Source organism: Aeromonas molluscorum (assembly GCF_051376105.1).
GTDB classification, from domain to species: domain Bacteria; phylum Pseudomonadota; class Gammaproteobacteria; order Enterobacterales; family Aeromonadaceae; genus Aeromonas; species Aeromonas molluscorum.
The window spans coordinates 634,298-658,980 of the sequence record NZ_JBPQCY010000001.1 but is presented as its reverse complement, the minus strand read 5'-3'; the positions used below and the strand labels follow the sequence as shown (position 1 = coordinate 658,980).

Annotated in this window: 26 protein-coding genes; 22 read left to right on the top strand and 4 right to left on the bottom strand. The window is 58.8% G+C overall.

The features are described 5' to 3' along the window. Window positions 1-33 precede the first annotated feature (33 nt). Window positions 34-1,029, bottom strand: coding sequence for a ubiquinone anaerobic biosynthesis protein UbiU (gene ubiU / locus ACSMDR_RS03165; protein WP_005899981.1), 996 nt, complete (start codon window positions 1,027-1,029; stop codon window positions 34-36). Window positions 1,030-1,214: 185 nt separating this feature from the next. Between ubiU and ubiT the strand changes: the two genes are divergently transcribed. Continuing rightward, window positions 1,215-1,742 carry a ubiquinone anaerobic biosynthesis accessory factor UbiT gene (ubiT, locus tag ACSMDR_RS03160; protein WP_436466997.1) on the top strand — a complete coding sequence of 176 codons (528 nt, stop codon included), beginning with the start codon at window positions 1,215-1,217 and terminating at the stop codon, window positions 1,740-1,742. On the opposite strand, the gene ACSMDR_RS03155 is transcribed toward ubiT, so the two are convergent. Then, window positions 1,701-2,108: a hypothetical protein gene (locus tag ACSMDR_RS03155; RefSeq protein WP_436466996.1), complete on the bottom strand. Its 408-nt coding sequence runs from the start codon at window positions 2,106-2,108 to the stop codon at window positions 1,701-1,703. The genes ubiT and ACSMDR_RS03155 overlap by 42 nt on opposite strands. A 157-nt stretch (window positions 2,109-2,265) precedes the next feature. On the opposite strand from ACSMDR_RS03155, the gene trmJ reads away from it, so the two are divergent. The 20 genes from trmJ to ACSMDR_RS03055 all read left to right on the top strand — a co-directional run bounded on the left by trmJ (window position 2,266) and on the right by ACSMDR_RS03055 (window position 21,297). Further along, window positions 2,266-2,994 carry a tRNA (cytosine(32)/uridine(32)-2'-O)-methyltransferase TrmJ gene (trmJ, locus tag ACSMDR_RS03150; protein WP_005907030.1) on the top strand — a complete coding sequence of 243 codons (729 nt, stop codon included), beginning with the start codon at window positions 2,266-2,268 and terminating at the stop codon, window positions 2,992-2,994. A gap of 89 nt (window positions 2,995-3,083) precedes the next feature. Beyond that, window positions 3,084-3,587 carry a Fe-S cluster assembly transcriptional regulator IscR gene (iscR, locus tag ACSMDR_RS03145; RefSeq protein ID WP_040319317.1) on the top strand — a complete coding sequence of 168 codons (504 nt, stop codon included), beginning with the start codon at window positions 3,084-3,086 and terminating at the stop codon, window positions 3,585-3,587. A gap of 52 nt (window positions 3,588-3,639) precedes the next feature. Next, window positions 3,640-4,854: an IscS subfamily cysteine desulfurase gene (locus ACSMDR_RS03140; protein WP_436466995.1), complete on the top strand. Its 1,215-nt coding sequence runs from the start codon at window positions 3,640-3,642 to the stop codon at window positions 4,852-4,854. 43 nt (window positions 4,855-4,897) lie between these two features. Next, on the top strand, window positions 4,898-5,284 hold the full coding sequence (gene iscU / locus ACSMDR_RS03135) for a Fe-S cluster assembly scaffold IscU (RefSeq protein WP_005907033.1): 387 nt from the start codon (window positions 4,898-4,900) through the stop codon (window positions 5,282-5,284). Between the two features lie 15 nt (window positions 5,285-5,299). Beyond that, entirely contained in the window at window positions 5,300-5,623 is a 324-nt protein-coding gene (gene iscA, locus ACSMDR_RS03130; protein ID WP_005907034.1) for an iron-sulfur cluster assembly protein IscA, read from the top strand. Window positions 5,624-5,632: 9 nt separating this feature from the next. Beyond that, window positions 5,633-6,151 carry a co-chaperone HscB gene (gene hscB, locus ACSMDR_RS03125; RefSeq protein ID WP_005907035.1) on the top strand — a complete coding sequence of 173 codons (519 nt, stop codon included), beginning with the start codon at window positions 5,633-5,635 and terminating at the stop codon, window positions 6,149-6,151. 28 nt (window positions 6,152-6,179) lie between these two features. After that, window positions 6,180-8,027 (top strand): Fe-S protein assembly chaperone HscA, encoded by a 1,848-nt coding sequence (gene hscA / locus ACSMDR_RS03120; RefSeq protein ID WP_436466994.1) that lies wholly within the window; start codon window positions 6,180-6,182, stop codon window positions 8,025-8,027. 1 nt (window position 8,028) lies between these two features. Continuing rightward, window positions 8,029-8,367 (top strand): ISC system 2Fe-2S type ferredoxin, encoded by a 339-nt coding sequence (gene fdx / locus ACSMDR_RS03115; RefSeq protein WP_005907038.1) that lies wholly within the window; start codon window positions 8,029-8,031, stop codon window positions 8,365-8,367. A gap of 184 nt (window positions 8,368-8,551) precedes the next feature. Then, complete coding sequence (pepB, locus tag ACSMDR_RS03110; RefSeq protein ID WP_436466993.1) at window positions 8,552-9,841, top strand: aminopeptidase PepB; 1,290 nt, start codon at window positions 8,552-8,554, stop codon at window positions 9,839-9,841. Beyond that, window positions 9,838-11,121: an aminopeptidase PepB gene (pepB, locus tag ACSMDR_RS03105; protein ID WP_436466992.1), complete on the top strand. Its 1,284-nt coding sequence runs from the start codon at window positions 9,838-9,840 to the stop codon at window positions 11,119-11,121. Before pepB (ACSMDR_RS03110) ends, pepB (ACSMDR_RS03105) begins: the two co-directional genes overlap by 4 nt. Window positions 11,122-11,498: 377 nt before the next feature. Beyond that, window positions 11,499-11,927: a nucleoside-diphosphate kinase gene (ndk, locus tag ACSMDR_RS03100; protein ID WP_005907853.1), complete on the top strand. Its 429-nt coding sequence runs from the start codon at window positions 11,499-11,501 to the stop codon at window positions 11,925-11,927. Window positions 11,928-12,098: 171 nt separating this feature from the next. Continuing rightward, entirely contained in the window at window positions 12,099-13,202 is a 1,104-nt protein-coding gene (rlmN, locus tag ACSMDR_RS03095) for a dual-specificity RNA methyltransferase RlmN (protein ID WP_005907851.1), read from the top strand. A gap of 27 nt (window positions 13,203-13,229) precedes the next feature. After that, on the top strand, window positions 13,230-14,006 hold the full coding sequence (pilW, locus tag ACSMDR_RS03090; RefSeq protein ID WP_436466991.1) for a type IV pilus biogenesis/stability protein PilW: 777 nt from the start codon (window positions 13,230-13,232) through the stop codon (window positions 14,004-14,006). After that, window positions 13,996-14,922, top strand: a complete 927-nt coding sequence (locus ACSMDR_RS03085) for a RodZ domain-containing protein (protein ID WP_005907849.1) — start codon at window positions 13,996-13,998, stop codon at window positions 14,920-14,922. The genes pilW and ACSMDR_RS03085 overlap by 11 nt, the downstream gene beginning before the upstream one ends. Window positions 14,923-14,931: 9 nt before the next feature. Beyond that, complete coding sequence (ispG, locus tag ACSMDR_RS03080) at window positions 14,932-16,047, top strand: flavodoxin-dependent (E)-4-hydroxy-3-methylbut-2-enyl-diphosphate synthase (RefSeq protein ID WP_005907848.1); 1,116 nt, start codon at window positions 14,932-14,934, stop codon at window positions 16,045-16,047. A gap of 162 nt (window positions 16,048-16,209) precedes the next feature. Continuing rightward, a complete protein-coding gene (gene hisS / locus ACSMDR_RS03075; RefSeq protein WP_005907847.1) occupies window positions 16,210-17,487 on the top strand; it encodes a histidine--tRNA ligase in 1,278 nt (425 codons plus the stop codon). A gap of 3 nt (window positions 17,488-17,490) precedes the next feature. Then, window positions 17,491-18,141 carry a YfgM family protein gene (locus ACSMDR_RS03070; protein WP_436466990.1) on the top strand — a complete coding sequence of 217 codons (651 nt, stop codon included), beginning with the start codon at window positions 17,491-17,493 and terminating at the stop codon, window positions 18,139-18,141. After that, complete coding sequence (gene bamB, locus ACSMDR_RS03065; RefSeq protein WP_436466989.1) at window positions 18,134-19,327, top strand: outer membrane protein assembly factor BamB; 1,194 nt, start codon at window positions 18,134-18,136, stop codon at window positions 19,325-19,327. The genes ACSMDR_RS03070 and bamB overlap by 8 nt, the downstream gene beginning before the upstream one ends. 74 nt (window positions 19,328-19,401) lie before the next feature. Further along, window positions 19,402-20,886 carry a ribosome biogenesis GTPase Der gene (der, locus tag ACSMDR_RS03060; protein WP_436466988.1) on the top strand — a complete coding sequence of 495 codons (1,485 nt, stop codon included), beginning with the start codon at window positions 19,402-19,404 and terminating at the stop codon, window positions 20,884-20,886. Window positions 20,887-21,054: 168 nt separating this feature from the next. Further along, window positions 21,055-21,297 (top strand): zinc ribbon domain-containing protein, encoded by a 243-nt coding sequence (locus tag ACSMDR_RS03055; protein ID WP_436466987.1) that lies wholly within the window; start codon window positions 21,055-21,057, stop codon window positions 21,295-21,297. A gap of 142 nt (window positions 21,298-21,439) precedes the next feature. Here the strand turns inward: ACSMDR_RS03055 and ACSMDR_RS03050 are convergent, their stop codons facing one another. Beyond that, on the bottom strand, window positions 21,440-22,813 hold the full coding sequence (locus tag ACSMDR_RS03050) for an amino acid permease (RefSeq protein WP_436466986.1): 1,374 nt from the start codon (window positions 22,811-22,813) through the stop codon (window positions 21,440-21,442). A gap of 427 nt (window positions 22,814-23,240) precedes the next feature. Here ACSMDR_RS03050 and ACSMDR_RS03045 point away from each other — a divergent pair, with 427 nt between their 5' ends. Beyond that, a complete protein-coding gene (locus ACSMDR_RS03045; RefSeq protein ID WP_436466985.1) occupies window positions 23,241-23,507 on the top strand; it encodes a hypothetical protein in 267 nt (88 codons plus the stop codon). A 128-nt stretch (window positions 23,508-23,635) separates the two neighbouring features. Here the strand turns inward: ACSMDR_RS03045 and ppsR are convergent, their stop codons facing one another. After that, entirely contained in the window at window positions 23,636-24,448 is an 813-nt protein-coding gene (gene ppsR / locus ACSMDR_RS03040) for a posphoenolpyruvate synthetase regulatory kinase/phosphorylase PpsR (RefSeq protein ID WP_436466984.1), read from the bottom strand. Window positions 24,449-24,683 lie beyond the last annotated feature (235 nt).

Genomic DNA, 24,683 nt, shown 5'->3' with positions numbered 1-24,683 from the left:
GAGCCAGAAAGAGAGTTGCATCATAGGAAGGCCTTACTGCCACTGGCGATGATAGGCACCCAGGGTCGTTTGACTTCCCTCGGAGACGCGGGCGAGCTGGGCATCCCACTCGGGCTTGACGTTGTAGTGCTCGGGATCGCTCAGGTAGCTGTCGATGGCCGCGCGCCACACCCGGGTTACTTGTTCGACGTAGGCCGGGCTGCGCTGACGCCCCTCAATCTTGACTGACTGGATCCCGGCACCAAACAGCTCGGGTAGCAGGCCCAGGGTGTTGAGGCTAGTGGGCTCTTCCAGGGCATGGTAGGTCTGGCCATCCACCTCGAAGCGCCCCTTGCACAGGGTGGGGTAGCCCGCGTTTTCTCCGGGGCCGTAGCGATCGATCAGCACCTCGTTGAGGCGAGATTCGAGGCCGGCTGGGGTCTCCTCCCAGCGGACGAATTTGGCCGGTGAGCAGGCACCGACCGTGTTGGGGCTCTCCCCGGTCAGGTAGGAGGAGAGATAGCAACGCCCCTCCGCCATGATGCAGAGGCTGCCAAAGGCAAAGACCTCCAGGCCGACATCGGTCTCGCGCGACAGCTGCCTGACCTGATGCATGGAGAGTACCCGGGGCAGCACTATGCGGGCTGCGTTGAACTCTTGCTGATAGAAACGGATGGCGGCGGCATTGGTGGCACTGGCCTGTACCGAAACATGCAGCTCCATCTCGGGGTAGCGGCGGCTGGCATAATCGAGCACGGCCAGATCGGCGATGATGAGGGCGTCGGCGCCGAGCGCCACTCCTTTGTCAACTGCCTGCTGCCATCTGGCATCCTGGTTTGGATGAGCAAAGGTGTTGATGGCGATATGCAGTTTTCGGCCATGCTGATGGACATAGTCGACCGCTTTTTCCAGTTTGCCACCATCGAAATTGAGGCCGGCGAAGTGGCGGGCATTGGTGTCATCCTTGAAGCCGATATAGACGGCATCGGCGCCATTGTCCACGGCGCTTTTTAGGGCCGGCAGGTTCCCGGCCGGGCAGAGTAATTCCATCGGTTGTGCTCCGATAACGCAAAAGTGTCCCGATTGTATGCAGGGTCGCCGTCACGCTTTTTGACCTGAGGCAGTTTTCGGTGGCTTTACCCATAGAGGGTTAACCGCGCACAAGTTTGATTTTCAACAGGATCCATCTCTTCGGCCTGTGTTTGAATGCCCGAAAACCTCATGAGGAGAGAACCGTGTTTCAACAACTGCAGCACCGTCTGATCGAACGGGCCCCCCAACTGTTGCGCCGCCCTTTGGGATTGGTGCCCTTTACCCTGCAACGCAGGCTGATGGAGCCCTTGCTGGCTCGGGTGTTTCGAGAGGCCATCGCTGACGGGGATCTCGACTTCCTGACGGGCAAGTGGTTGAAGGTCGAGGTGACGGATCTGGCACTGCGCTGGTTCATCAGCTTGCGGGAAGGGTATCTGGTATTGGCCGAAGGGGCGCCTCGGGTGGATGTCTGCTTCAGCGGTGGCAGCAAGGATCTGATCCTCATTGCGGCGCGCAAGGAAGACCCGGATACGCTCTTCTTCCAGCGTCGCCTCAAAATTGAAGGGGATACTGAACTCGGCCTCGAGCTCAAGAACCTGATCGACAGCCTGGATTTGGCCTCTTTGCCTGCCTTGCTCAAGTACCCCTTGCTGGATCTGGCCTACTTTATCGAGCGGGAAGGGGCGGCATCAGAGCAAGCGGTGGCGACGGCGCAAGGTGCTGCGCTTTAGTTGTAACACCAGCCCCGGGGTGTGATGACGATGCCGGTGCCTTGCCCAGAGACAGCGCAGGGCCCAGCCAGCAATCAGCAGCGCCAGCCAACCCCCTTGCTCGAGCTGGCCCAAGGCAATGGCCAAGCCGAGCAGGAGAAAAGGTTGCGCCTCATAGAGCCACTCGGGGCTAATCCAGCGGTGCAGCGGATAAACGACCAGGTCGGTGCGCCTGTAGCTGGAACGCATCATCCAGAGCATGGCGCCGCAGCCAAACAACAGCGCGCCAGCCCCCCATATCAGGGGGCGATGATCGAGCAGTAGCAACAAGCTGCCCCCGCCCAAGTAAATACTTGGCAAGCTTTCATATAGTCTGCGTGGCAACATGCCGACATACCTCGACGTGATCTTCCTATCTTGTTAGTCCCGACTCCCTGGGGGATTAGTTCCCTCTTATCTGTGAAATGGATGCCATTTACGATGCCAAAAGGGGGATTGGCTATGTTACAATTGCGCGCCATTTTTCACGAAAGATTGACCGGGCATGTTGGATAAGATTCGTATCGTCTTGGTAAACACCTCTCACACCGGCAACATGGGGTCGGCCGCTCGCGCCATGAAGACCATGGGCCTGAGCAATATGATACTGGTTGATCCCCAGGAGCTGCCCGATAGCCATGCCAACGCCCTTGCGGCTGGCGCCAGCGATATACTGGCCAATGCCCGGGTCGTTGCGACCCTGGATGAGGCGATCGCCGATTGCGCTTTGGTGATTGGCACCAGCGCCCGCTCCCGTACCCTGAGCTGGCCCATGCTGGATCCGCGCGAAGCAGGAGCGAAACTGGTTAGCGAGGCGAGCCAGTATCCGGTCGCGTTGGTATTTGGTCGTGAGCGCACAGGCCTCACCAATGACGAGCTGCAGAAGTGCCACTTTCATGTAGCCATCCCGGCCAATCCCGAGTACAGCTCCCTCAACCTCGCCATGGCGGTGCAGACCCTCTGCTACGAAATACGCATGCACTGGCTGGCTAACCAGGAGCAGGCACCTGAGCCCATGAACGAGGTCGCCTACCCGAGTGGTGAACAGCTTGATGGGTTTTATCGCCATCTGGAGCAGACACTGCTGCAGACCGGCTTCATTAGCGAAGAGCATCCGGGGCAGGTGATCAACAAGTTGCGTCGCCTGTTCAATCGGGCCCGCCCTGAGGCGGTCGAACTCAACATCTTGCGCGGCATATTGACGTCGGTTCAGAAACCAAGACCCCAGGATTAATCCCGACTAAAACGGTCAACTATATACTTGACTGATTTAGTCGGGTATGTGACCATAATTGCCAATTGGTTCGCAAGACGGTAACGGATATGAGACTGACTTCCAAAGGACGTTATGCAGTAACAGCCATGCTAGATGTGGCGTTGCATGCTGATCAGGGGCCTGTGCCCCTGGCTGATATTTCCGAGCGCCAGGGTATCTCTCTCTCTTATCTGGAACAGTTGTTTGCCCGCCTGCGCAAGCATGGTCTGGTGAGCAGTGTGCGGGGACCCGGCGGCGGATATCGACTCGGTCTGGATCCGGCGGCCATCTCGGTCGGCCAGGTGATCACCGCAGTCGATGAGTCGGTCGACGCCACCAAGTGCTTGGGTAAAGGCGGTTGCCATGGCGGCACCCAGTGCCTGACCCACTCTCTGTGGCGCGATCTCAGCGAACGTATCTCCAGTTTCCTAGGTGATATCTCCCTGGCCGAACTGGTCGGGCAGGCAGATGTACGCCGCATTGCTGACAAGCAAGATGAACAGATGAAGACCGTGTTGTCCCTGGTTGACCGGGTAGAACGCGGTGATGTGAGCTTGAAAGTCCAACTATAAACGTGCTTTCCACAGCCAACCGATGTGTGGTGGGTCTGTAACGGAGAAAAAGATGAAACTGCCTATATACCTTGATTATTCGGCAACCTGCCCTGTTGATCCCAGAGTCGCAGAGAAGATGATGCAGTGCCTCACCATGGATGGCCTGTTTGGCAATCCGGCTTCCCGTTCTCACCGTTTCGGCTGGCAGGCCGAAGAGGCGGTCGATCTGGCCCGTAATCAAGTGGCAGAGCTCATTGGTGCCGATCCCCGCGAGATCGTGTTCACCTCTGGTGCGACTGAATCCAACAACTTGGCCATCAAGGGCATAGCACATTTCTATGCCAGCAAGGGCAAGCACATCATCACCTCCAAGACTGAACACAAAGCGGTGCTCGACACCTGCCGTCAGTTGGAGCGTGAAGGCTATGAAGTGACTTACCTCGAGCCCATGCCCAACGGTCTGTTCACCCTCGAGCAGATTGAAGGCGCCATGCGCGACGACACCGTGCTGGTCAGCATCATGCACGTCAATAACGAGATCGGTGTGGTGCAAGACATCGCCGCCATTGGCAACCTGTGCCGTTCGCGCAAGATTTTCCTGCACGTCGATGCCGTTCAGAGTGCCGGCAAGATCCCGGTCGATGTCGAGGCGCTCAAGGTCGACCTGCTCTCCGTCTCCGCTCATAAAGTTTATGGCCCCAAAGGCATAGGTGCTCTCTATGTGCGCCGTAAGCCCCGTGTTCGTCTGGAAGCCCAGATGCACGGTGGCGGCCATGAGCGCGGCATGCGCTCCGGCACTCTGCCGACTCACCAGATTGTCGGTATGGGCGAGGCGTTCCGCATCGCCAAAGAAGAGATGGCCAGTGAAGCACCACGCATGATGGCCCTGCGTCAGCGTCTGTGGGACGGGGTGAAAGACATCGAAGCCGTTTACATCAACGGCGATCTCGAGCAGCGCGTGCCGGGCAACCTCAACGTCAGCTTTGCCTATGTGGAAGGGGAATCCCTCATCATGGCACTCAAGGATCTGGCGGTTTCTTCGGGCTCGGCCTGTACCTCTGCCAGCCTGGAACCCTCTTATGTGTTGCGCGCCCTGGGCCTGAACGACGAGCTGGCACACAGCTCCATCCGTTTCAGCATGGGTCGCTTCACCACAGAAGAAGAGATCGACTACGCAGTCAAGCTTATCCGTGACTCCATCGGTCGTTTGCGCGAGATGTCTCCCCTGTGGGAGATGTACAAGGACGGCGTCGATCTGAACACGGTCGAATGGGCACACCACTGATCCTCAAGGTCAGTGGCTACAACGGAATCAGCAGGAGTTAATCATGGCTTACAGTGAAAAAGTAATAGACCACTACGAAAACCCCCGTAACGTCGGTGGTTTCGACAAAAACGATCCCAGCATCGCCACCGGCATGGTCGGCGCCCCAGCGTGCGGCGACGTCATGAAGTTGCAACTGAAGATCAGCGACGCTGGCATCATCGAAGATGCCAAGTTCAAAACCTATGGTTGTGGCTCTGCCATTGCCTCCAGTTCCCTGGTGACCGAATGGGTCAAGGGCAAGACTCTGGACGAAGCGGCTGGTATCAAGAACACCGACATCGCCGAGGAGCTGGCACTGCCACCTGTCAAGATCCACTGCTCCATTCTGGCTGAGGATGCCATCAAGGCAGCCATCGCCGACTACAAGCAGAAGAAAGGTCTCGTTTAAGGTCCGGAGAGCAGTATGGCCATTACCATGACAGCATCCGCGGCAGAGCGGGTATCCAGTTTTCTGATCAACCGGGGCAAGGGCTTGGGCCTGCGTCTCGGCGTCAAGACCACCGGCTGCTCAGGGCTCGCCTATGTGCTGGAATTCGTCGATGAGTTGAATGACGGGGACAAGGTGTTCGAGCAAGAGGGTGTCAAGATCATCGTCGATGCCAAGAGCCTTGCCCATCTGGATGGCACCGAGCTGGACTTCGTCAAGGAGGGCCTCAACGAGGGCTTCCAGTTCAATAACCCCAACGCCAAGGGCGAATGTGGTTGTGGCGAAAGTTTCAGTGTCTAAGGGTCGCTCATGAACCATTTCGAGTTGTTCGGTCTGGCTCCGGGGTTCGAGATCGATACCCGGCAGCTAGGGGATACCTACCGCCAACTGCAAACTCAGTTCCATCCTGATCGCTTCGCCACCGCTCCCGAACGGGAGCGGCTGGCCTCAGTGCAGCAAGCCGCTCGCATCAATGATGCCTTTTCTACCCTCAAAGCGCCTTTGCTGCGTGCCGAGTACCTGCTCTCCCTGCGTGGCACCGACATTCGAGCTGAACAGCAAACCCTGCAAGACACTGCGTTTCTGATGCAGCAGCTAGAGTGGCGTGAGCGCCTCGCAGACCTCAAGTGCGATGCGCAACCTGAGGCGGCCATCGCGGATTTTCGCCGCGAAATCGACCAGGAGCACCACCACCTAATGCAACAGCTGACCCAGACTCTCGCCAGTGGCGAGGATCCCAAGGCGGCCGATTGTGTGCGCAAACTCAAGTTCGTCGACAAGTTGTTCGAAGAGCTGGAGCGCTTCGAAGACTCGCTGTTCGAATATTGATCTTCTAACGCTGGAAATGTGATTACCCATGGCATTACTGCAAATCGCCGAGCCCGGCCAGAGCGCCGCGCCTCATCAGCATAAACGTGCCGTCGGCATCGATCTGGGCACCACCAATTCGCTGGTTGCTGCGGTACGTAGCGGTCAGGCCGATACGCTCAATGACACCGCTGGCCGGGCCCTGCTGCCTTCTGCCGTTCACTATCAGGCTGACAGCATTCGAGTCGGTTTCGATGCGAAAGCCGAGGCCGCCCAGGATCCCCAGAACACCATCATTTCGGTCAAACGCATGATGGGCAAGGCGCTGGCAGATCTGGATCTGCGTCAGCAACCCTATGAATTCGTGGCAAGCGACAATGGGTCACCCCAGATCCTGACACGTCAGGGGTTGGTCAATCCGGTGCAGGTCTCGGCCGAAATACTCAAGAGTCTGGCTGCCCGTGGTGCCGCGACCCTGGGCGGCGACCTCGATGGCGTCGTCATTACCGTGCCCGCCTATTTCGATGATGCCCAGCGTCAGGGCACCAAGGATGCGGCTCGTCTGGCCGGTCTGCATGTGCTGCGTCTGCTCAATGAACCCACTGCTGCCGCCATCGCCTATGGCCTGGATTCCGGGCAGGAGGGGGTTATTGCCGTCTACGATCTCGGCGGCGGAACCTTCGACATCTCCATACTGCGCCTGCATCGCGGCGTGTTTGAGGTGATGGCCACCGGTGGCGATTCAGCCCTGGGGGGCGATGACTTCGATCACCTGCTTGCCGATTGGCTCAAGGCCCAGGCCGGGTTGGATGGTCAGCTCGATGCTCGTCTGCAACGTGAGCTGCTCGATGCCGCGACCGCCATCAAACATGGGTTGACCGATGCAGACTCTGTCTCGTGCGCCTTCGCCGGTTGGCAGGGAGAGCTCTCCCGTGTCCAGTTCGATGCCCTCATACTGCCCCTGGTCAAACGTACCTTGCTGGCCTGTCGCCGCGCCCTGAAAGATGCCGGTCTCAGCGCCGCTGAAGTGCTGGAAGTGGTCATGGTCGGTGGCTCTACCCGAGTGCCACTGGTGCGTGAGCAAGTCGGTAGCTTCTTTGGTCGTACGCCGCTCACCAGCATAGATCCGGACAAGGTAGTGGCCATAGGCGCCGCCATCCAGGCCGACATTCTGGTGGGCAACAAGCCTGATGCCGAGATGCTGCTGCTGGATGTGATCCCGCTCTCTCTGGGACTCGAGACCATGGGCGGCCTCGCCGAGAAGGTGATCCCGCGCAACACCACCATACCCGTGGCCCGCGCCCAGGAGTTCACTACCTTCAAGGATGGTCAGACGGCCATGGCAATCCACGTGGTGCAGGGGGAACGGGAGCTGGTTGCAGATTGCCGCTCCCTGGCCCGCTTCACCCTGACCGGGATCCCGCCGATGGCGGCGGGTGCTGCCCACATCCGCGTCACCTTCCAGGTGGATGCGGACGGTCTGCTGTCGGTCAGCGCCATGGAGAAATCCTCCGGGGTACAGGCCGACATTCAGGTCAAACCCTCCTATGGCCTGGCAGAGGATGACATCCTCAACATGCTGACCGCCTCCATCGAACACGCGGAGCAGGACATGGCCGCGCGCATGCTGGCAGAACAGCAAGTGGACGCGGACCGGGTGATCGAGAGCCTCAATGCCGCGCTGGCCGTGGACGGCGAGGCGCTGTTGAGTGCCCGCGAGCGCACCGAGATCGACGCCGCCATCGCCCATCTCAAGCAGATGCGGCAGTCCGGTTCGACCAATCAAATAAAAGATGCCATCGAGGCGGCGGATGCTGCCAGTGGCGAGTTTGCCTCCCGTCGCATGGATGCCTCCATCCGCAAGGTGCTGACTGGCCAAGACGTTAACAAGGTGTGATATGCCGAAACTGATCATTTTGCCCCATCCCGAACTCTGCCCGGAAGGGGCTGCCCTGGAAGGGGCAAGCGGTGAAACCATATTGGACATAGCCCTGCGCAACGGCATAGAGATAGAGCATGCCTGCGAGAAATCCTGTGCCTGCACCACCTGCCACTGCGTGGTACGTGAGGGGTTTGATTCCCTGGAGCCGAGCGATGAGCTGGAAGATGACATGCTGGACAAGGCCTGGGGCCTGGAGCCTGAGTCCCGTCTGAGCTGCCAGGCGCGTCTGGCCGATGAGGATCTGGTGGTGGAGCTGCCCAAGTACACCCTCAACCTCGCCTCCGAGCGTCACTGATTGCGCACTGGTTAATTGAGCATGCAGTCAGTCCTGACATAAAAGTGATATGGTGAAGGCCGTGACCCGAAAGGGGACGGCCTTTTTTATCGCCCGATTTTCCTGGTTCGGCCAGTGTGGATTGAGAGCGTGAAGCCGACAGTGTTGCCAAAAAGAGTATGCCAAAGAAAAGGAAGCAAGAGAGATGGCTGAGATGATGAATGTAGTGTTGTCCACCCAGACTGCCCCTGCTCACTGGGGCGAGGGTGCCCTGCTGAGTTTTAATGGTGATGAGACCCGTGTGCATCTAGACAAAGAGCCGATGCGTGCCATCCAGCGTGCCGGTCGTCGCCTGGAGTCTTCCGGTATCAAGCGGGTGCGTTTGATGGGGGAAGGCTGGGATCTGGAACGTCGTTTTGCCTTTGCCCAGGGGTTTTATGCCGCCAAGGGTGAGCGGACGCTGGAATTTGGTGAGCAATCGGTGCAAGACGCCAAGGCTCTCGATGGCCTGCTCAAGGCGAGTGCCTGGGTGCGGGACGTGACCAACGGCTGTCCGGAAGAGATCTACCCCATGAGTCTGGCTGAGTCCGCCCTGCTGCTCATTCGCGGTCTGGCCGGTGACAAGGTGACCGCGCGCATCACCAGCGGTGAAGCCTTGAAGGAGGCCGGTCACATCGGCATCTGGTCGGTGGGGCGGGGCAGTGAGCGTGAACCCGTGCTGCTGGAGCTTGATTACAACCCGACTGGCAATCCCGCAGCCCCGGTGGCCGCAGCCTTGGTAGGCAAGGGCATTACCTTCGATTCCGGCGGTTACAGCATGAAGTCATCCGATGGCATGCTGCCGATGAAGTCCGACATGGGTGGCGCAGCCATGGTGACCGGCGGTCTGGCACTGGCCATCGCCCGTGGCCTGGACAAGCGGGTCAAGCTCATCCTCTGCTGCGCCGAGAACCTGGTCTCCGGCCACGCCTTCAAACTCGGTGACATCCTCACCTATCGCAACGGCATCAGTGTCGAGATCCAGAATACCGATGCCGAGGGCCGCCTGGTACTGGCCGATGGCCTGCTGACGGCGGGCGAAAGTGGTGCGCCTTATATCCTGGATGCCGCGACCCTGACCGGCGCCGCCAAAATGGCCTTGGGACGTGACTACAATGCGTTGTTCGCCCTGGATGAGACCGAGCAGGCTCGTGGTCTTGCCGCCGCCAAGGCGGAGAATGAAAAAGCCTGGGTGTTGCCGCTGGAGACCTGGCATCAGGGCCAGCTCGGCTCCTCGTTTGCCGACATGAGCAACGTGGCCACCGCCGAAGGCACGGCCGGTGCCACCACAGCCGCCGCATTCCTGTCGCGCTTCGTCCGTGACGAGGGCAAGGGGTGGCTGCACATGGATTTGGCGGGCGCCTACCAGAAAGCGGGCAACGATCTCTGGGCCACCGGTGCCAAGGGCCACGGCCTGCGTACTATCGCGCGTTGGCTCAAGGAGGTGTGCGCATGAACATCTGGTTAAGCCGTGAATTTGCCGCCGCCGAATGGGGCGAAGGCGCCCTCATTTCGCACCGTGTCGACGGTGCCCAGATCCATCTGGTGAGTGCGACCCCCTTGTCCGATATCCAGCAGGCGGCGCGCCGCCTCTGCAGCCAGGGGATCCACAGGGTCAGCCTGGCTGGCCACTGGGACAGGGAGCAGCAGTGGGCCTTCGCGCAAGGATTGCAGACCCCGAAGCGGGAAGTGGAACTGCAATGGGCCACCTGCAGCGAGGAGGACAGGGCAGAGCTGGAGGCTCGCTGGCTGTGCGGACGCTGGGTACGCGAGATGACCAATGCCACGCCCGAACAGCTGGGGCCGCTGGACTTGGCGGTAGAGGCTGCCGCTTTTATTACCGAGCTGGCGCCTGACCGAGTAAGCCATCGCATCCTCAAAGGGGAAGCCCTGGCCCAGGCGGGCTGGGTCGGTCTCTATCAGGTGGGACGCGGCAGCGATCGCGAGCCCGTCATGCTGGAGCTGGACTTCAACCCGAGCAAGGATCCCAAGGCCCCCGTCGCGGCGGCCCTGGTCGGCAAGGGTATCACCTTTGACTCGGGTGGTTACTCCATGAAGACCTCTCAGGGCATGCTGACCATGAAGCATGACATGGGGGGCGCCGCCATCGTCACGGGCGCCCTGGCGCTGGCCATGCTGCGCGGCCTGAACAAGCGGATAAAGCTCATCCTCTGCTGCGCCGAGAACCTGGTCTCGGGCCACGCCTACAAGCTGGGCGATATCCTGACCTACAAGAACGGCACTACGGTGGAGATAGTCAACACCGATGCCGAGGGGCGTCTGGTGCTGGCCGATGGTCTGCAGCTCGCGGCCGAGTCAGGCGCGCCGCTCATCATCGATGGCGCCACCCTGACGGGGGCGGCGGTGATGGCGCTGGGGGGGCGTTACAATGCCCTGTTTGGCCTGGACAAAGGCTTGGTTAACCGGGCCATGGTCTATGCCGAGTCCGAGCAGGAGCCCGCCTGGCCGCTGCCACTCGAACCCTGGCATAGCCAGCAGTGTCCGTCCCACTATGCCGACACCGCCAATAGTCGCCCGGTGCCGGGGGGGGGCCCGGGTGGTGCCTCCAACGCGGCCGGTTTCCTCTCCCGCTTCGTTGCCAACGAGGGGCAGGGCTGGCTGCACGTCGATCTTGCCGCTTGCTTCAACGAAAATGGCGATGGCCTCTGGGCGCCCGGGGCCAATACCCTTGGGATGCGCACCATGGCCCGCGCCCTGCTGGAAGAGACCCGCTGAGCAACGTTTGAGACGCTGCTGCTCTGTGATGAACAAGGCGCCATGATGGCGCCTTTTTACCTTGGCAAGGCCAAAATGGCCGAGTGTGGGCGTCAGCCGCTGCTTGCTGGCCTGAATGTATGAGGCGGCTGTGGCGGCGATACGGGGTTACGATCCAAGACGGAGAGGTCAGCTTTTACGGCTTTTACCAAGAGATCGTGGGGAAGAGCACGTTTTTTGTGCTTGAGCTGCGGCAAGATAGGCGGGCATGTTGTTTTAACGATGAATTTGTTTAACAAAAAGTTACCTTATTGTGTGTTATTCCAGTTTTTGTTTACGTATAATCGCCGCCGAACATGAATTCTCATCATAATTCTCTGTAGTTTAAGGAAGATCTAATGGCTATCGAACGTACCTTCTCTATCGTCAAGCCGGATGCTGTCAGCAAGAACTTGATCGGTGCCATCTACAACCGCTTTGAGAGCGCGGGTCTGCGTATTGTTGCAGCCAAGATGATCCACATGAGCGCTGAGCAGGCCGGTGGCTTCTATGCCGAGCACAAAGAGCGCCCATTCTATAACGCGCTGGTGACCTTCATGACTTCCGGTCCTGTCATGGTGCAAGTGCTGGAAGGTGAGGATGCCATCCGTCGCAATCGCGAAATCATGGGCGCCACCAACCCGGCCGATGCCCTGGCCGGTACCCTGCGCTCCTGCTTCGCAGAGAGCATTGATCGCAATGCCGTGCACGGCTCCGATGCCCCGGCCTCTGCGGCTCGTGAAATCGCCTATTTCTTCAGCGATGACGAGATCTGCCCGCGCGCCTGATGACGCTGGCAGTGACATTTAGCAAAGGGAGCTCCGGCTCCCTTTCGTTTTTTGGCGAAAAGCCCGATAACCCCGTATGCTGCGGGTGGAAAGGCAGACACATTATTTGTACAATGCCGCCCCCTGACGACTGTCAGCAATAATTTTGTAGTTTGTGGACTGAGGCCTTTGATGAGCGAAACAAAAATCAACCTGCTGGATCTCGATCGGGATGCCATGCGTGCCTTCTTCGTCGAGCTAGGCGAGAAGCCGTTCCGGGCAGATCAGATAATGAAGTGGATCTATCACTTTGGTTGTGATGATTTCGATCAGATGAACAACGTCAACAAGGCGCTGCGTGAACGCCTCAAGACCATCGCCGAGATCCGGGCCCCGGAGATCAGCCGCGAGCAACGTTCTGCTGATGGCACTATCAAGTGGGCACTGCAGGTCGGCGATCAAGAGGTTGAGACTGTCTATATCCCGGAAGGGGACAGGGCGACCCTGTGCGTCTCCTCTCAGGTCGGTTGTGCCCTGGCCTGTACCTTCTGCTCGACCGCTCAGCAAGGCTTCAACCGTAACCTCAAGGTCTCCGAGATCATCGGCCAGGTATGGCGCGCCGCCAAGGTGGTGGGGGGCAAACGACCCATCACCAACGTGGTGATGATGGGCATGGGTGAGCCGTTGCTCAACCTGGCCAACGTGGTGCCGGCCATGAAGCTGATGATGGATGACTTTGGTTTCAGCATCTCCAAGCGTCGCGTCACCCTCTCTACCTCGGGGGTGGTCCCCGCGCTGGACATGCTGGGTGACCAGATTGATGTGGCGCTGGCGATCTCGCTGCATGCGCCGAACGACAAGTTGCGCTCCGAGATCATGCCGATCAACGACAAGTACAACATCGAAGACTTCCTCGCAGGTGTGCGTCGTTATCTGGCCAAGTCCAATGCCAACGGCGGTCGGGTCACGGTGGAATATGTGCTGCTCGATCATATCAATGACGACATGCAGCAGGCCCACGAGTTGGCCAAGGTGCTCAAAGACACTCCCTGCAAGATCAACCTGATCCCGTTCAACCCTTTCCCGGGTAACCCCTTTGGCAAGCCGAGCAACAGTCGCATCGACCGTTTCTCCAAGGTACTGATGGAGTACGGCTTCACCGTCATCGTCCGCAAGACCCGGGGCGAAGACATCGATGCGGCCTGTGGCCAGCTGGTGGGGGAGGTGATCGACCGCACCAAACGCACCATGAAAAATCGGATGCAACAGGAAGGGATTTCCGTCAAAATGGTCTAACCGCTAAGCCATTGTATAGTCAGGGAAATGGATACACGTAAATTGATACTGGTGGCGGCGCTTTACGCGCTGTCCGGCTGCGTGACCGAGACTAGCTACGTTGGCCCGAACTCGACACAACGCGAAGTCGGCCCCGATCTCAAAGCGGCAGCCCAGACCAGACTGGATTTGGGCCTCCAATATTTGCGTCAGGGCAATGCCGAACAGGCGAAGTTCAATCTGGACAAGGCTCTTCAGTACGATCCTGATAATGCCCAGATCCAGGTCGGCTTTGCCTATTTCTTCCAGCAGGTCCAGGACTACAAGTCGGCAGAGGCGAGTTATCGGAAAGCCTTGGCCATGGATCCGACCAATGCTGACGCGATGAACAACTATGGGGCCTTCCTCTGTAATCGCGGCCGATTCGACGAGGCCGACAAGGCATTCAACCAGGCCATCGCGCAACCTGACTACGTCAAGGTCGCCAATACCTATGAGAATGCGGCTATCTGCGCGTTGCAAAACAATCGAAAAAAGAAGGCGAGCGAGTACTATCATCTTGCCCTGGGGTATAATCCCCGAGATCCAAGGTTATTGCTGGACTTGGCCGAGCTTTCCATGAAAGATGACAAGCTGACCGATGTGCAGGATTATCTCGTTCGTTATGCGGCCGTGGCCGATGAAAACGAAGAGAGTCTCTGGTTGAGACTGCGTCTCGCCCAGTCGATGGACAAACCGGCATTACTTCACCAATTCGGGACTGAGCTGGTACAGCGCTTTCCCTCTTCGCCACAAGCCAAGCGTTACTTAGCCAATGACTATTGAACAGCAACACGACTCTCAAGACGAATCTCAGGCAGCAGGCCCAGGCCAGCTGCTGCGCGCCGCTCGCGAACAGCTTGGCTGGACCCGTGAGCAGGTAGCCTCACGCCTTCATCTTCGTCTGACCCTGATTGCGGCTATCGAATCAGACACTTACGATAAAAATACTGCTCACACCTTTATCCGTGGCTACTTGCGTACTTATGCCAAGTTGGTCAATGTGCCGGAAGAGACTGTCCTGGCCGCCTACACCAAGTTGGGACTGACGCCGCCGGACAACATTGATATGCAGAGCTTCTCGCGCCGCTCCCGTCAGCAGGCCAACGACAGCCGCCTCAAACTGGTGACCTGGTTGGTGATCCTGGCGCTGATCGGTCTGTCCGTCGCCTGGTGGTGGCAGAGTACGGCCAAGCGTTCAGCCGGGGAGGATGCACTCGCTGCCAGCGAGATGAGTACACCAGCTGAGCCACAGGCATCGACCGAGATCAATGAGGCGACTCAGGGTGAACTGCCTGTCGAACAGGCCGGTGCGGTTGACGAGGGGAGTGTATCAGCCCCTGTCGTTGAGCAGAGCACCACCGCGAGCGAGGCCGTCAGTACAGCCCCGGTTGAAGATGCTGTGGTCAGTGATGCTGTTGCCACCGTGCCTGACTCCGCAACGGATACTGCGGCCAGCGTTCCCCAACTCAAATTGAACTTTGCCGCCGACTGCTGGCTCGATGTGAAAGACAGCACGGGCAAGACATTGTTCAGTGGCCTCAAGAAGGCCAATGATGAATTGACCCTCGCCGGGACAGCCCCCTTCAAGTTCATCATAGGGGCGCCCATGGCCGTCAAGATTGAATTTGAAGGCAAGTCCATCGACATGAGCCGTTACAACAATGGCCGGACCGCCAAGTTCGCGTTGCCGCAGGAGTAAGCTCTACCCATGTCCGCTCACCAATCCCCGATCATTCGTCGTAAATCCAAGCAGATCATGGTGGGTAATGTACCGGTTGGGGGCGATGCCCCCATCACGGTCCAAACCATGACCAACACCAAGACCACGGACGTGGCCGCCACCGTCGAGCAGATCCGGCGCATCGAACGAGTAGGTGCTGACCTGGTCCGGGTCTCAGTGCCGACCATGGAGGCAGCTGAAGCCTTCAAGCTCATCAAGCAGCAGACCAATATCCCCATCATTGCCGACATCCACTTTGACTACCGTATCGCCCTGAAAGTGGCCGAATACGGCGCCGATTGCCTGCGCATCAATCCAGGCAACATCGGTAGTGAAGAGCGGGTACGTGCCGTGGTTGCCTGTGCACGGGATCTCAATATTCCGATCCGTATCGGCGTCAACGGTGGTTCTTTGGAGCGGGATATCCAGGAAAAATATGGCGAGCCGACGGCTGAGGCACTGCTTGAGTCTGCCATGCGCCACGTGGATTACCTGGACCGCCTCAACTTCGATAACTTCAAGGTGAGCGTCAAGGCATCCGATGTCTTCCTCGCCGTGGGTGCCTATCGCCTGCTGGCCAAGCAGATCGACCAGCCCCTGCATCTGGGCATTACCGAGGCGGGTGGTTTTCGCGCCGGTGCCGTCAAGTCCGCCATTGGCCTGGGCATGTTGCTGGCCGATGGTATCGGCGACACCTTGCGCATCTCCCTGGCGGCGGATCCGGTGGAGGAGGTCAAGGTCGGTTTCGATATCCTCAAATCCCTGCGCATTCGCTCTCGTGGCATCAACTTCATCGCCTGTCCCTCCTGCTCCCGTCAGGAGTTCGATGTGATAAGCACAGTCAATGCCCTGGAAGAGAGGCTCGAAGACATCATTACTCCCATGGATGTCTCCATCATCGGCTGCGTGGTCAATGGCCCGGGTGAAGCCCTGGTCTCGGATCTCGGTCTGGCGGGTGCGGCCAACAAGAGTGCCTTCTATGAAGGAGGCCTGCGGGTCGACCGTCTGGACAACAAGGATCTCATCCCCGTGCTGGAGCGCCGCATCCGTGCCCGTGCCGCCATGCTGGATCCCGCCAACCAAATCCGGATAGACAAAGCTTAAACAGTCTGCTGATCCCTATCAGCCAGCGCCGGACAGCCAAGGCCTGAGTCCTTGCTGAGCCGGTTGAGCCATCATGCCGCACTGGAACTGCCCCGATTTTACCTCGGGGCTGAAAATCCCTATAATGCGGCCACATTTCACGTCTTTTTTTCGAGTAGCAACGTGGCAAAACAGATTCAAGCGATTCGCGGTATGAATGACTGCCTGCCGGAGCAGAGCCCGGTATGGCAGAAAGTGGAACAGACCCTGCGTCAGGTCGTCGCCAGCTATGGCTATAGCGAAGTGCGCATGCCCATCGTCGAGCAGACTCATCTGTTCAAGCGCGCCATCGGTGAAGTGACCGACGTGGTCGAAAAAGAGATGTATACCTTCGAGGATCGCAACGGTGACAGCCTGACCCTGCGCCCGGAAGGGACCGCCAGCTGCGTCCGTGCAGGTATCGAGCATGGCCTGCTCTACAACCAGGAACGCCGCATGTGGTATATGGGCCCCATGTTCCGCCACGAGCGTCCCCAGAAGGGTCGCTATCGCCAGTTCCACCAATTCGGTGTCGAGCTGTTTGGCGTCAATGGCCCGGACATCGATGCCGAACTCATCATGCTGACCCACCGCTTGTGGCGGCTGTTTGGCATTCAGGATCATGTCTGCCTGCAGCTCAACACCCTGGGTCAGAGCGAGGAGCGCGCGGCCTATCGCGACGCGCTGGTCGCCTATCTGGAGCAGTACAAGGATGAGCTGGACGAAGACAGCCAGCGCCGCATGTACAGCAACCCGCTGCGGGTGCTCGACTCCAAGAGTGAGCGCGTTCAGGAAATTCTGGTCGGTGCCCCGCGTCTGTTTGATCATCTGGGCGAGGCCAGCCTGGCCCACTTCGAGGGGCTCAAGAAGCTACTCGATACCGCCGGCATTCAATATGAAGTCAATGAGCGCCTGGTACGGGGTCTGGACTACTACAACCTCACCGTATTTGAGTGGGTCACGAGCAGCCTGGGCGCCCAGGGCACAGTCCTGGCCGGTGGCCGTTACGATGGTCTGGTCGAGCAGCTCGGTGGTCAAGCCACCCCAGCGGTCGGCTTTGCCATGGGCATAGAGCGGCTGGTGCTGATGCTCGAGACCCTCGAGCTCAATGCTGACATTCGCCCTGCGGTCGATGTCTACCTGGCGATGGTCGGTGAGGGGATAGAGGCCGCTGGTTTCCAGTTGGCCGAGCGGCTGCGCGATGCGTTGCCCGATCTTCGTCTGATGAGCCATTGTGGTGGCGGCAATTTCAAGAAGCAGCTTAAACGTGCCGACAAGAGCGGCGCATCCATTGCCCTGATCCTCGGTGAGTCCGAGGCACAAAACGGGGAAGTGACCATCAAATATCTGCGTGGCCAGGGGGAACAACAGACCCTGAAGGTCGACGCCGTCATTGCCCTGCTGGCAGTCAAAGGAGAGTAAGCCGTGGAAGTGTATACCACCGAAGATCAACAGGTTGAGGTTATCAAGAGCTGGTGGAAAGAGAACGGAACCTCGGTGATTGCCGGGACCGTCATCGGCTTGGTCGGCCTGTTTGGCTGGCGCTATTACAACGAATATCAGCAGACAAGCAAGGAAACGGCTTCCCAGGCTTACAACCAGCTGATTCAGGTCCTGGCCAAGGGTGACGATGCCGCCTTTGCCCAGGCGCAGACCTTCATCGGTGAGCACAAGGGTGAATCCTACAGCGAGCTGGCGGCCCTGCAACTGGCTGCCGCCGCCGTCAAGGCCGGCAAGCTGGATCTGGCCGAGCAGCAGCTTGGCCAGGTGGTCGCACAGGGTGACGAGAGTGTGCAACCCATTGCTGGCCTGCGTCTGGCCCGGGTGCTTGGCGATCAAGGTAAGTTTGACGATGCACTGGCGCAGCTCGACAAGATAAAGAGCGAGGCCTTCAAGGCCCAGCTTGCCGAAGTGCGTGGCGATCTGCTGCTCAAGCAGGGCAAGCCGGAAGAGGCCCGTGACGCCTATCAAGCCGCAGCCGATGCCGGTGGCCTGCAAGCCAGCCCCGAGCTCAAGCTGAAGATGGACGACCTGGCTCTGCCGACCAACGTCAATGCAGGAGCGCCGGATGCGTGATCTGAAACGTGACCTTAAAAGGGTGGCGCTAGGCACCGCCATCGCCGTGGCGCTGCAAGGCTGCTCCCTGTTCAGCAAGGATGAAGATCTCAACCCCATGGCGGCATTGCCCCAGGTTGAGTCCAGCTTCCAGGCCGATACCCTGTGGAGCAGCTCTGTGGGAGATGGCATAGGCAACTTCTACTCCCAGCTGCGCCCCGCGGTCGAGGATGATGTGATCTATGCCGCCGCCCGTGGCGGTGACGTGACCGCCTTCGACCGTGCGAGCGGCAAGGAGCTGTGGAGCGTGGATCTGGCGGACCTGCCGGTCAACGAAGACAAGCGCAGCGCCCGTCTCTCCGGCGGTCTGGTGTCTCGTTATGGCAAGCTATTCCTTGGCTCCGAAAACGGCCAGGTCTATGCCCTGGACGAAAAAGACGGCGCCGTGCTCTGGCAGACCAATGTGCCGGGCGAAGTGGTTGCCAGCCCAGCGGTCGAGGATGGCCGGGTCGTGGTACTGACTACCTCGGGGCGTCTGGTCGCTCTGGATACCGATGAAGGCAAGCTGCAATGGACCCTGTCCGAAGAGCAGCCGCCGTTGACCCTTCGCAGCACAGGTTCCCCTGTCATTACCAATGGTGCCGTCTTGTACGGACGCGCCGATGGCAAGGTGGGCATAGCCCTGCTCAGCAACGGTCAACCGGTGCGCCAGTCCAAGGTTGCCGATCCGCGCGGCGCCACCGAACTGGATCGCATGGTAGATGTGGATGCCGCACCGCTGATTGCCGGTGATGAACTCTATGCCATCGCTTACAATGGTCAGTTGATGGCCCGCAAGCTGATGACTGGCGACGAGGTGTGGAAGCGCAAATATTCCGGCTATCGCGACATGGCGGTGAGCGGTGATGCCATCGTGCTGACCGACAGCCGCAGCCACCTGTTTGCCATTGACCGTCGCAACGGTCTGGAGCTGTGGTCCAACACCCAGCTGGAAAATCGCAGCGTCACAGCTCCCGTCGTCTTTGGTGACTACGTGGTGGTGGGCGATGTGGAAGGTTACCTGTATTGGCTGGATCGTACCGACGGTACCATCAAGGCGATGCAGCAGCTCGATAGCAGTGGTCTCTATGCCGCCCCTCTGGTGGATGAAGATGTACTGTATGTACAGAGCCGTGACGGCAAGTTGTACGCTCTTAAGCGTCCCTGATCGTCCGATAATATGATTATCCGGCTCCTGGTCTTCGGACCCGGAGCCTTTGTCGTCTTGAGAATGAGGCTTTTATGACTCCTGTAGTAGCCCTGGTGGGCCGCCCCAACGTGGGGAAATCCACCCTGTTCAACCGCCTGACCCGTACCCGGGATGCCCTGGTGGCAGATTTCCCCGGCCTGACCCGGGATCGTAAATACGGCCAGGCGAAGCTGGGCGAGCTGGAATTTATCGTGGTCGATACCGGTGGTATCGATGGCACCGAAGAGGGGATCGAGCTGAAGATGGCCGAGCAATCCTTGCAGGCCATCGAAGAAGCCGATGTGGTGCTCTTCATGGTCGATGCCCGTGCCGGTCTGACCGCCGCGGATCAGGCCATCGCCGAGCACCTGCGCAAGGCCCAGAAGAAGGTGTTCCTGGTCGCCAACAAGACCGACGGCATCGATGGCGATTCCGCCGTGTCCGAGTTCTATTCCCTGGCCCTGGGCGAGGTCTATCAGATAGCCGCCGCCCATGGTCGCGGTGTGCTGAGCTTGCTGGAGCTCTCTTTGGCCCCGCACCTGGAAACCTTGGTCGATGAGGACGATGCGCAAGAAGAGGAAGAAGAGGACTTCGATGAAGAAGCCCTGCTGCGCATGGTAGCCGCCGGTGATCTGGACACCAAGGAAGACACCAAGGAGACCCCCTTTGCCGACTTGCCCATCAAGTTCGCCATCGTCGGTCGCCCCAACGTCGGTAAATCCACCCTGACCAACCGCATGCTGGGTGAAGACAGGGTCATCGTCTATGACATGCCGGGCACCACCCGCGACTCCATCTATATCCCCATGGAGCGTGACGAGCAGAAGTACGTCATTATCGACACCGCCGGTGTGCGTCGTCGTGGCAAGGTGCACGAGACGGTGGAAAAGTTCTCTGTCATCAAGACCCTCAAGGCCATCGAAGATGCCAACGTCTGTCTGCTGGTGATCGATGCCCGCGAAACCATCACCGATCAGGATCTCAGCATCCTGGGCTTCGTGCTCAACACCGGTCGCTCAGTGGTACTGGTAGTGAACAAGTGGGATGGTCTGGACACCGAGGTCAAGACTACTGTCAAGAATGAGTTGGACCGTCGTCTGGGCTTCATCGATTTCGCTCGCGTGCACTTCATCTCTGCCCTGCACGGCAGCGGTGTCGGCCACTTGTTTGAATCCATCCAGGAGGCGTACCAGTCCGCCACGCGCCGTACCAGCACCGCCATGCTGACCCGCATCATGCAGATGGCCCAGGAAGATCACCAGCCGCCCATGGTGAACGGTCGCCGGGTCAAGCTGAAGTATGCCCACGCCGGTGGTTACAACCCGCCCCGTATCGTGATCCATGGCAACCAGCTCAACGATCTGCCCGATTCGTACAAGCGCTATCTGATCAACTATTTCCGCAAGTCTCTCAAGATCATGGGCACCCCGATCCGGGTCGAATTCCAGGAGTCGGTCAACCCGTTCGAGGGTCGGAAGAACACCATGACCCTGAGTCAGGAGCGTCAGCGCAAACGCCTGCTCAAGATGAAGAAGTAAGACCAAACGGCTGCCTCAGGGCAGCCGTTTTACTTTGATGTAGTGCAATTCCCGAGGTTGCTCCCCATGCTATCTTGACCCTGACAACCGGCAGCAGCCATGCTGACAAGATAAGGATCTGGCCTGAGGCTGGCTCAAGCCAGACCTCATCTTATGAGGACCATCATCATGAATGAATACACCCCCTGTTGCCCGGTCTGTGCGGCCGAGCTCGATCCGCGCCATGACGAACAGCAATGCCCCGGTTGCCAGGCTGTGCTTCGGTTTGAGGCCAGCTGCCCCGATTGCGGCGCGCCCCTCGAGCAGTTGCAGGGGTGCGGTGCGGTCAACTATTTCTGCCAGGATTGCAGCAGCCTCATCTCCAAACACCGGATCGTATTTGCTATCCGGCAGGGCGGGGACGGCGAGTAGAGCGAAGGTCATGTCGCCGCCAGAGGTCAAACTCTTCAAGGAGATAGCCGACAGGTGATGTGTCATAAGAAAGAGGCGCCCAGGGGGCGCCTCTTTTATTGGGTTTGACTCGGCCTCTTGTTGGGCCTCTGCGGTGTTGGCGTCAGGCCGGGTTGACGGCGGCGGCCAGGCGTTTGCGTTTGAACTGGTAACCGATGGCAAGCACCAGTATCCAGACCGGGATGAGCAGCACTGAGATCTGGATCCCCGGGGTCAGGTACATGATGATCAGGATGCCAGCCATGAAGGCGAGGCAGAGGTAGTTACCAAAGGGGTGCCAGAATGCCTTGAACTTGGGCTCGACCCCTTGGGCCTGCTTGGCCTTGCGAAACTTCAGATGCGCCAGGCTTATCATGGCCCAGTTGATGACCAGGGCCGACACCACCAGCGCCATCAGCAGCTCGAATGCCTTGCCCGGGATAAGGTAGTTGATCAGCACGCACAGCAAGGTGGCGCCAGCCGAGATGGAGATAGCCGCCACGGGCACGCCGCTTTTGCTGGTTTTGAGCAGCGCCTTGGGACCATTACCCTGCTTGGCCAGGCCAAACAGCATGCGGCTGTTGCAGTAGACGCAGCTGTTGTAGACCGACAATGCGGCGGTCAGCACCACCATGTTGAGCACGGTTGCCACCAGGTTGCTGTCCAGGGCATGGAAGATCATCACGAAGGGACTGCCACCTTCCACGACCTTGCCCCAGGGATAGAGGGACATCAGCACGGCCAGGGCGCCGATATAGAAGATCAGGATGCGATAGATCACCTGATTGGTGGCCTTGGGAATGCTCTTTTCGGGGTCGTCCGCTTCTGCTGCCGTGATCCCGACCAGCTCCAGACCGCCGAACGAGAACATGATCACCGCCATGGCCATCACCAGACCGCTGATGCCGTTGGGGAAGAAGCCACCCTGATCCCAGAGGTTGCTGATGCTGGCATCCGGACCGCCACTGCCACTGGCCAGCAGGTAGCCGCCAAAACCGATCATGCCGACGATGGCGACCACCTTGATGATGGCGAACCAGAACTCCATCTCGCCAAAGGCTTTGACGTTGGTGAGGTTGATGGCATTGATCAGCACGAAGAAGAGGGCTGCCGACATCCAGGTCGGGATCTCGGGCCACCAGTACTGGACATAGATGCCTACCGCTGTGAGCTCGGCCATGCTGACCAGCACGTACAGTACCCAGTAGTTCCAGCCGGAGGCGAAACCGGCAAAGTCACCCCAGTATTTGTAGGCGAAGTGACTGAATGAGCCAGCCACCGGCTCTTCCACCACCATCTCACCGAGCTGGCGCATGATGAGGAAGGCGATGAAGCCGCCGATGGCGTAGCCGAGCAGCACAGAGGGGCCCGCCATCTTGATGGTCTGGGCTATCCCGAGAAACAGGCCGGTGCCAATGGCGCCGCCCAGAGCGATGAGCTGAATGTGGCGGTTCTTGAGGCCGCGCTTGAGCTCATCTCCTTGTGGTTGAAGATCCATACTGAGTCCTTTTGATGCGTCTTTCCGTCACCTTTGTCACTTCGTTGCCAAAAGCTGACGAAATCTGTACTTATTTCGTTACATGGTGCCATTACCTGTTTTTCATGTTGGCTACCAACCGCAGCAGAATAGTGATAAACGCCTCTTGTTGCACCTGTTTTTGCTATCATTCGCTGGTTTTTTCGTCTCTAGTTAGTCTTTTATTGAGGTTGTTCTCACTTTCTCTGGTTGTTGCTCAATATCCAGGCACCTGGTTTTCCCGGTATTGACCTTGGTTGTCATTCATGGTTAATGATGGTGGGGCTCATTTGGCTTTCTTTTGTTCACTCTTCCGTGGGATTCTCTTGTTTATCTTTGTTCGTAACAGGTGGGGCGAGGCAGTCAGTGACAAAATCCGTATGAAGAACTAAGGGAGGCGGAGTCTGGCATGATGAAGATAGTGGAATGGGTCATGGTGGCCCTGTTGTGGGGTGCGCTGTGCCTGGCACCGCTGCTGCTGTTGTTGGCTCTGGGGGCTCTGTTGTGTCTTGGCCTTCTGGCTCAGGCTAGCTGGCCTTGGGTCATGGCAGGGGCTGGCCTGCTCGGCCTTGGACTCGGGATCTGGCTGGCGGAGCGGGTGCGCCATGGTAATGGGTTGGTCTCCTTCTACGGCAAGTTGATGAATAACCGCGAGCTGAACGACCCAAAGAACTGACCACGGGTAAGTAGGTGCCAGTGGCCCGCAACCCGCAAGGAACAAAGAGCCCTGATCCCGCATTGGCGTGATCAGGGCTCTTTGCATGGCAAGTTGCACCTGGGTTTTGGTGTGGTTCAGGGTCGTTGTCAGTAGAGCTGGCGGCGCATGCCGGTGCCTTCCAGGATCTTGGCACTGATCTCTTCCACCGAGTGCGCGCTGGTATCGAGGAAGCGGATGGCCTCCTGGCGATAGAGGCGCTCCACGCTCGCCAACTCCTGTTGACACTGTTCCAATGAGGAGTAGCGACTGTTGGCTCGGCGCTGATTGCGGATCTCGTGCAGCCTGTCCGGGGTGATGGTCAGCCCGAACAGCTTGTGGCGATTGGCTTTGAGGGCAGTGGGCAGCTCGAGGGTCTGCATGTCCTGCTCGATGAAGGGATAGTTGGCGGCACGCACGCCAAATTGCAGCGCCAGATAGAGGCTGGTCGGCGTCTTGCCACAACGGGAGACGCCGATGAGGATGATGTCCGCCTCGTCGTACTCCTTGGTGGTGATGCCATCATCATTGGCCAGGGCGAAGTTGACCGCCTCGATGCGATCGTCATAGAGCTTGCGATTCTCCATGCCGTGGGTGCGATGCAGGCGCGGGGTGGCCTTGATACCAAGCTCTTGCTCCAGAGGGCTGACGAAGGTGTTGAGAAAATCATGGCTGCTGGCGTGGGCTTTGAGCACCTCTTTACGTACCTGCGGGTCGACGATGGTGTGGAACAGTATGGGACGCACCCCGGTTTGGCGGAACTGCTCGTCGATGCGCATGCGGACCAGACGTGCCTTCTCCAGGGTTTCCACGAAGGGGATGGTGACCTGCTCGAAGATCATGGGAAATTGGCTGAGCACCGCGTGACCAAACACTTCGGCGGTAATGGCAGTGCCATCTGAAACATAAAAAACGGTGTGCACTGGCCTCTCCCTTTTTACTTGCTGCGAAGAAAGTATCTCTCGATACCAAATGACTATTGTCAACCGATCTGCCGTTTCCAAGTTGTGAACTCGGTTGCAAACCTGAATCGTTACCTTTTTGTGTTCGCATTGTAGAATGTCTGTGTCATTCGGCCTATCCCCAAATCTTGCGTGGGGATTTTTTTAACCGAGAGAAGAAAACGTTTTCTCGGCGGGCGGCGACAGCACAAACTAA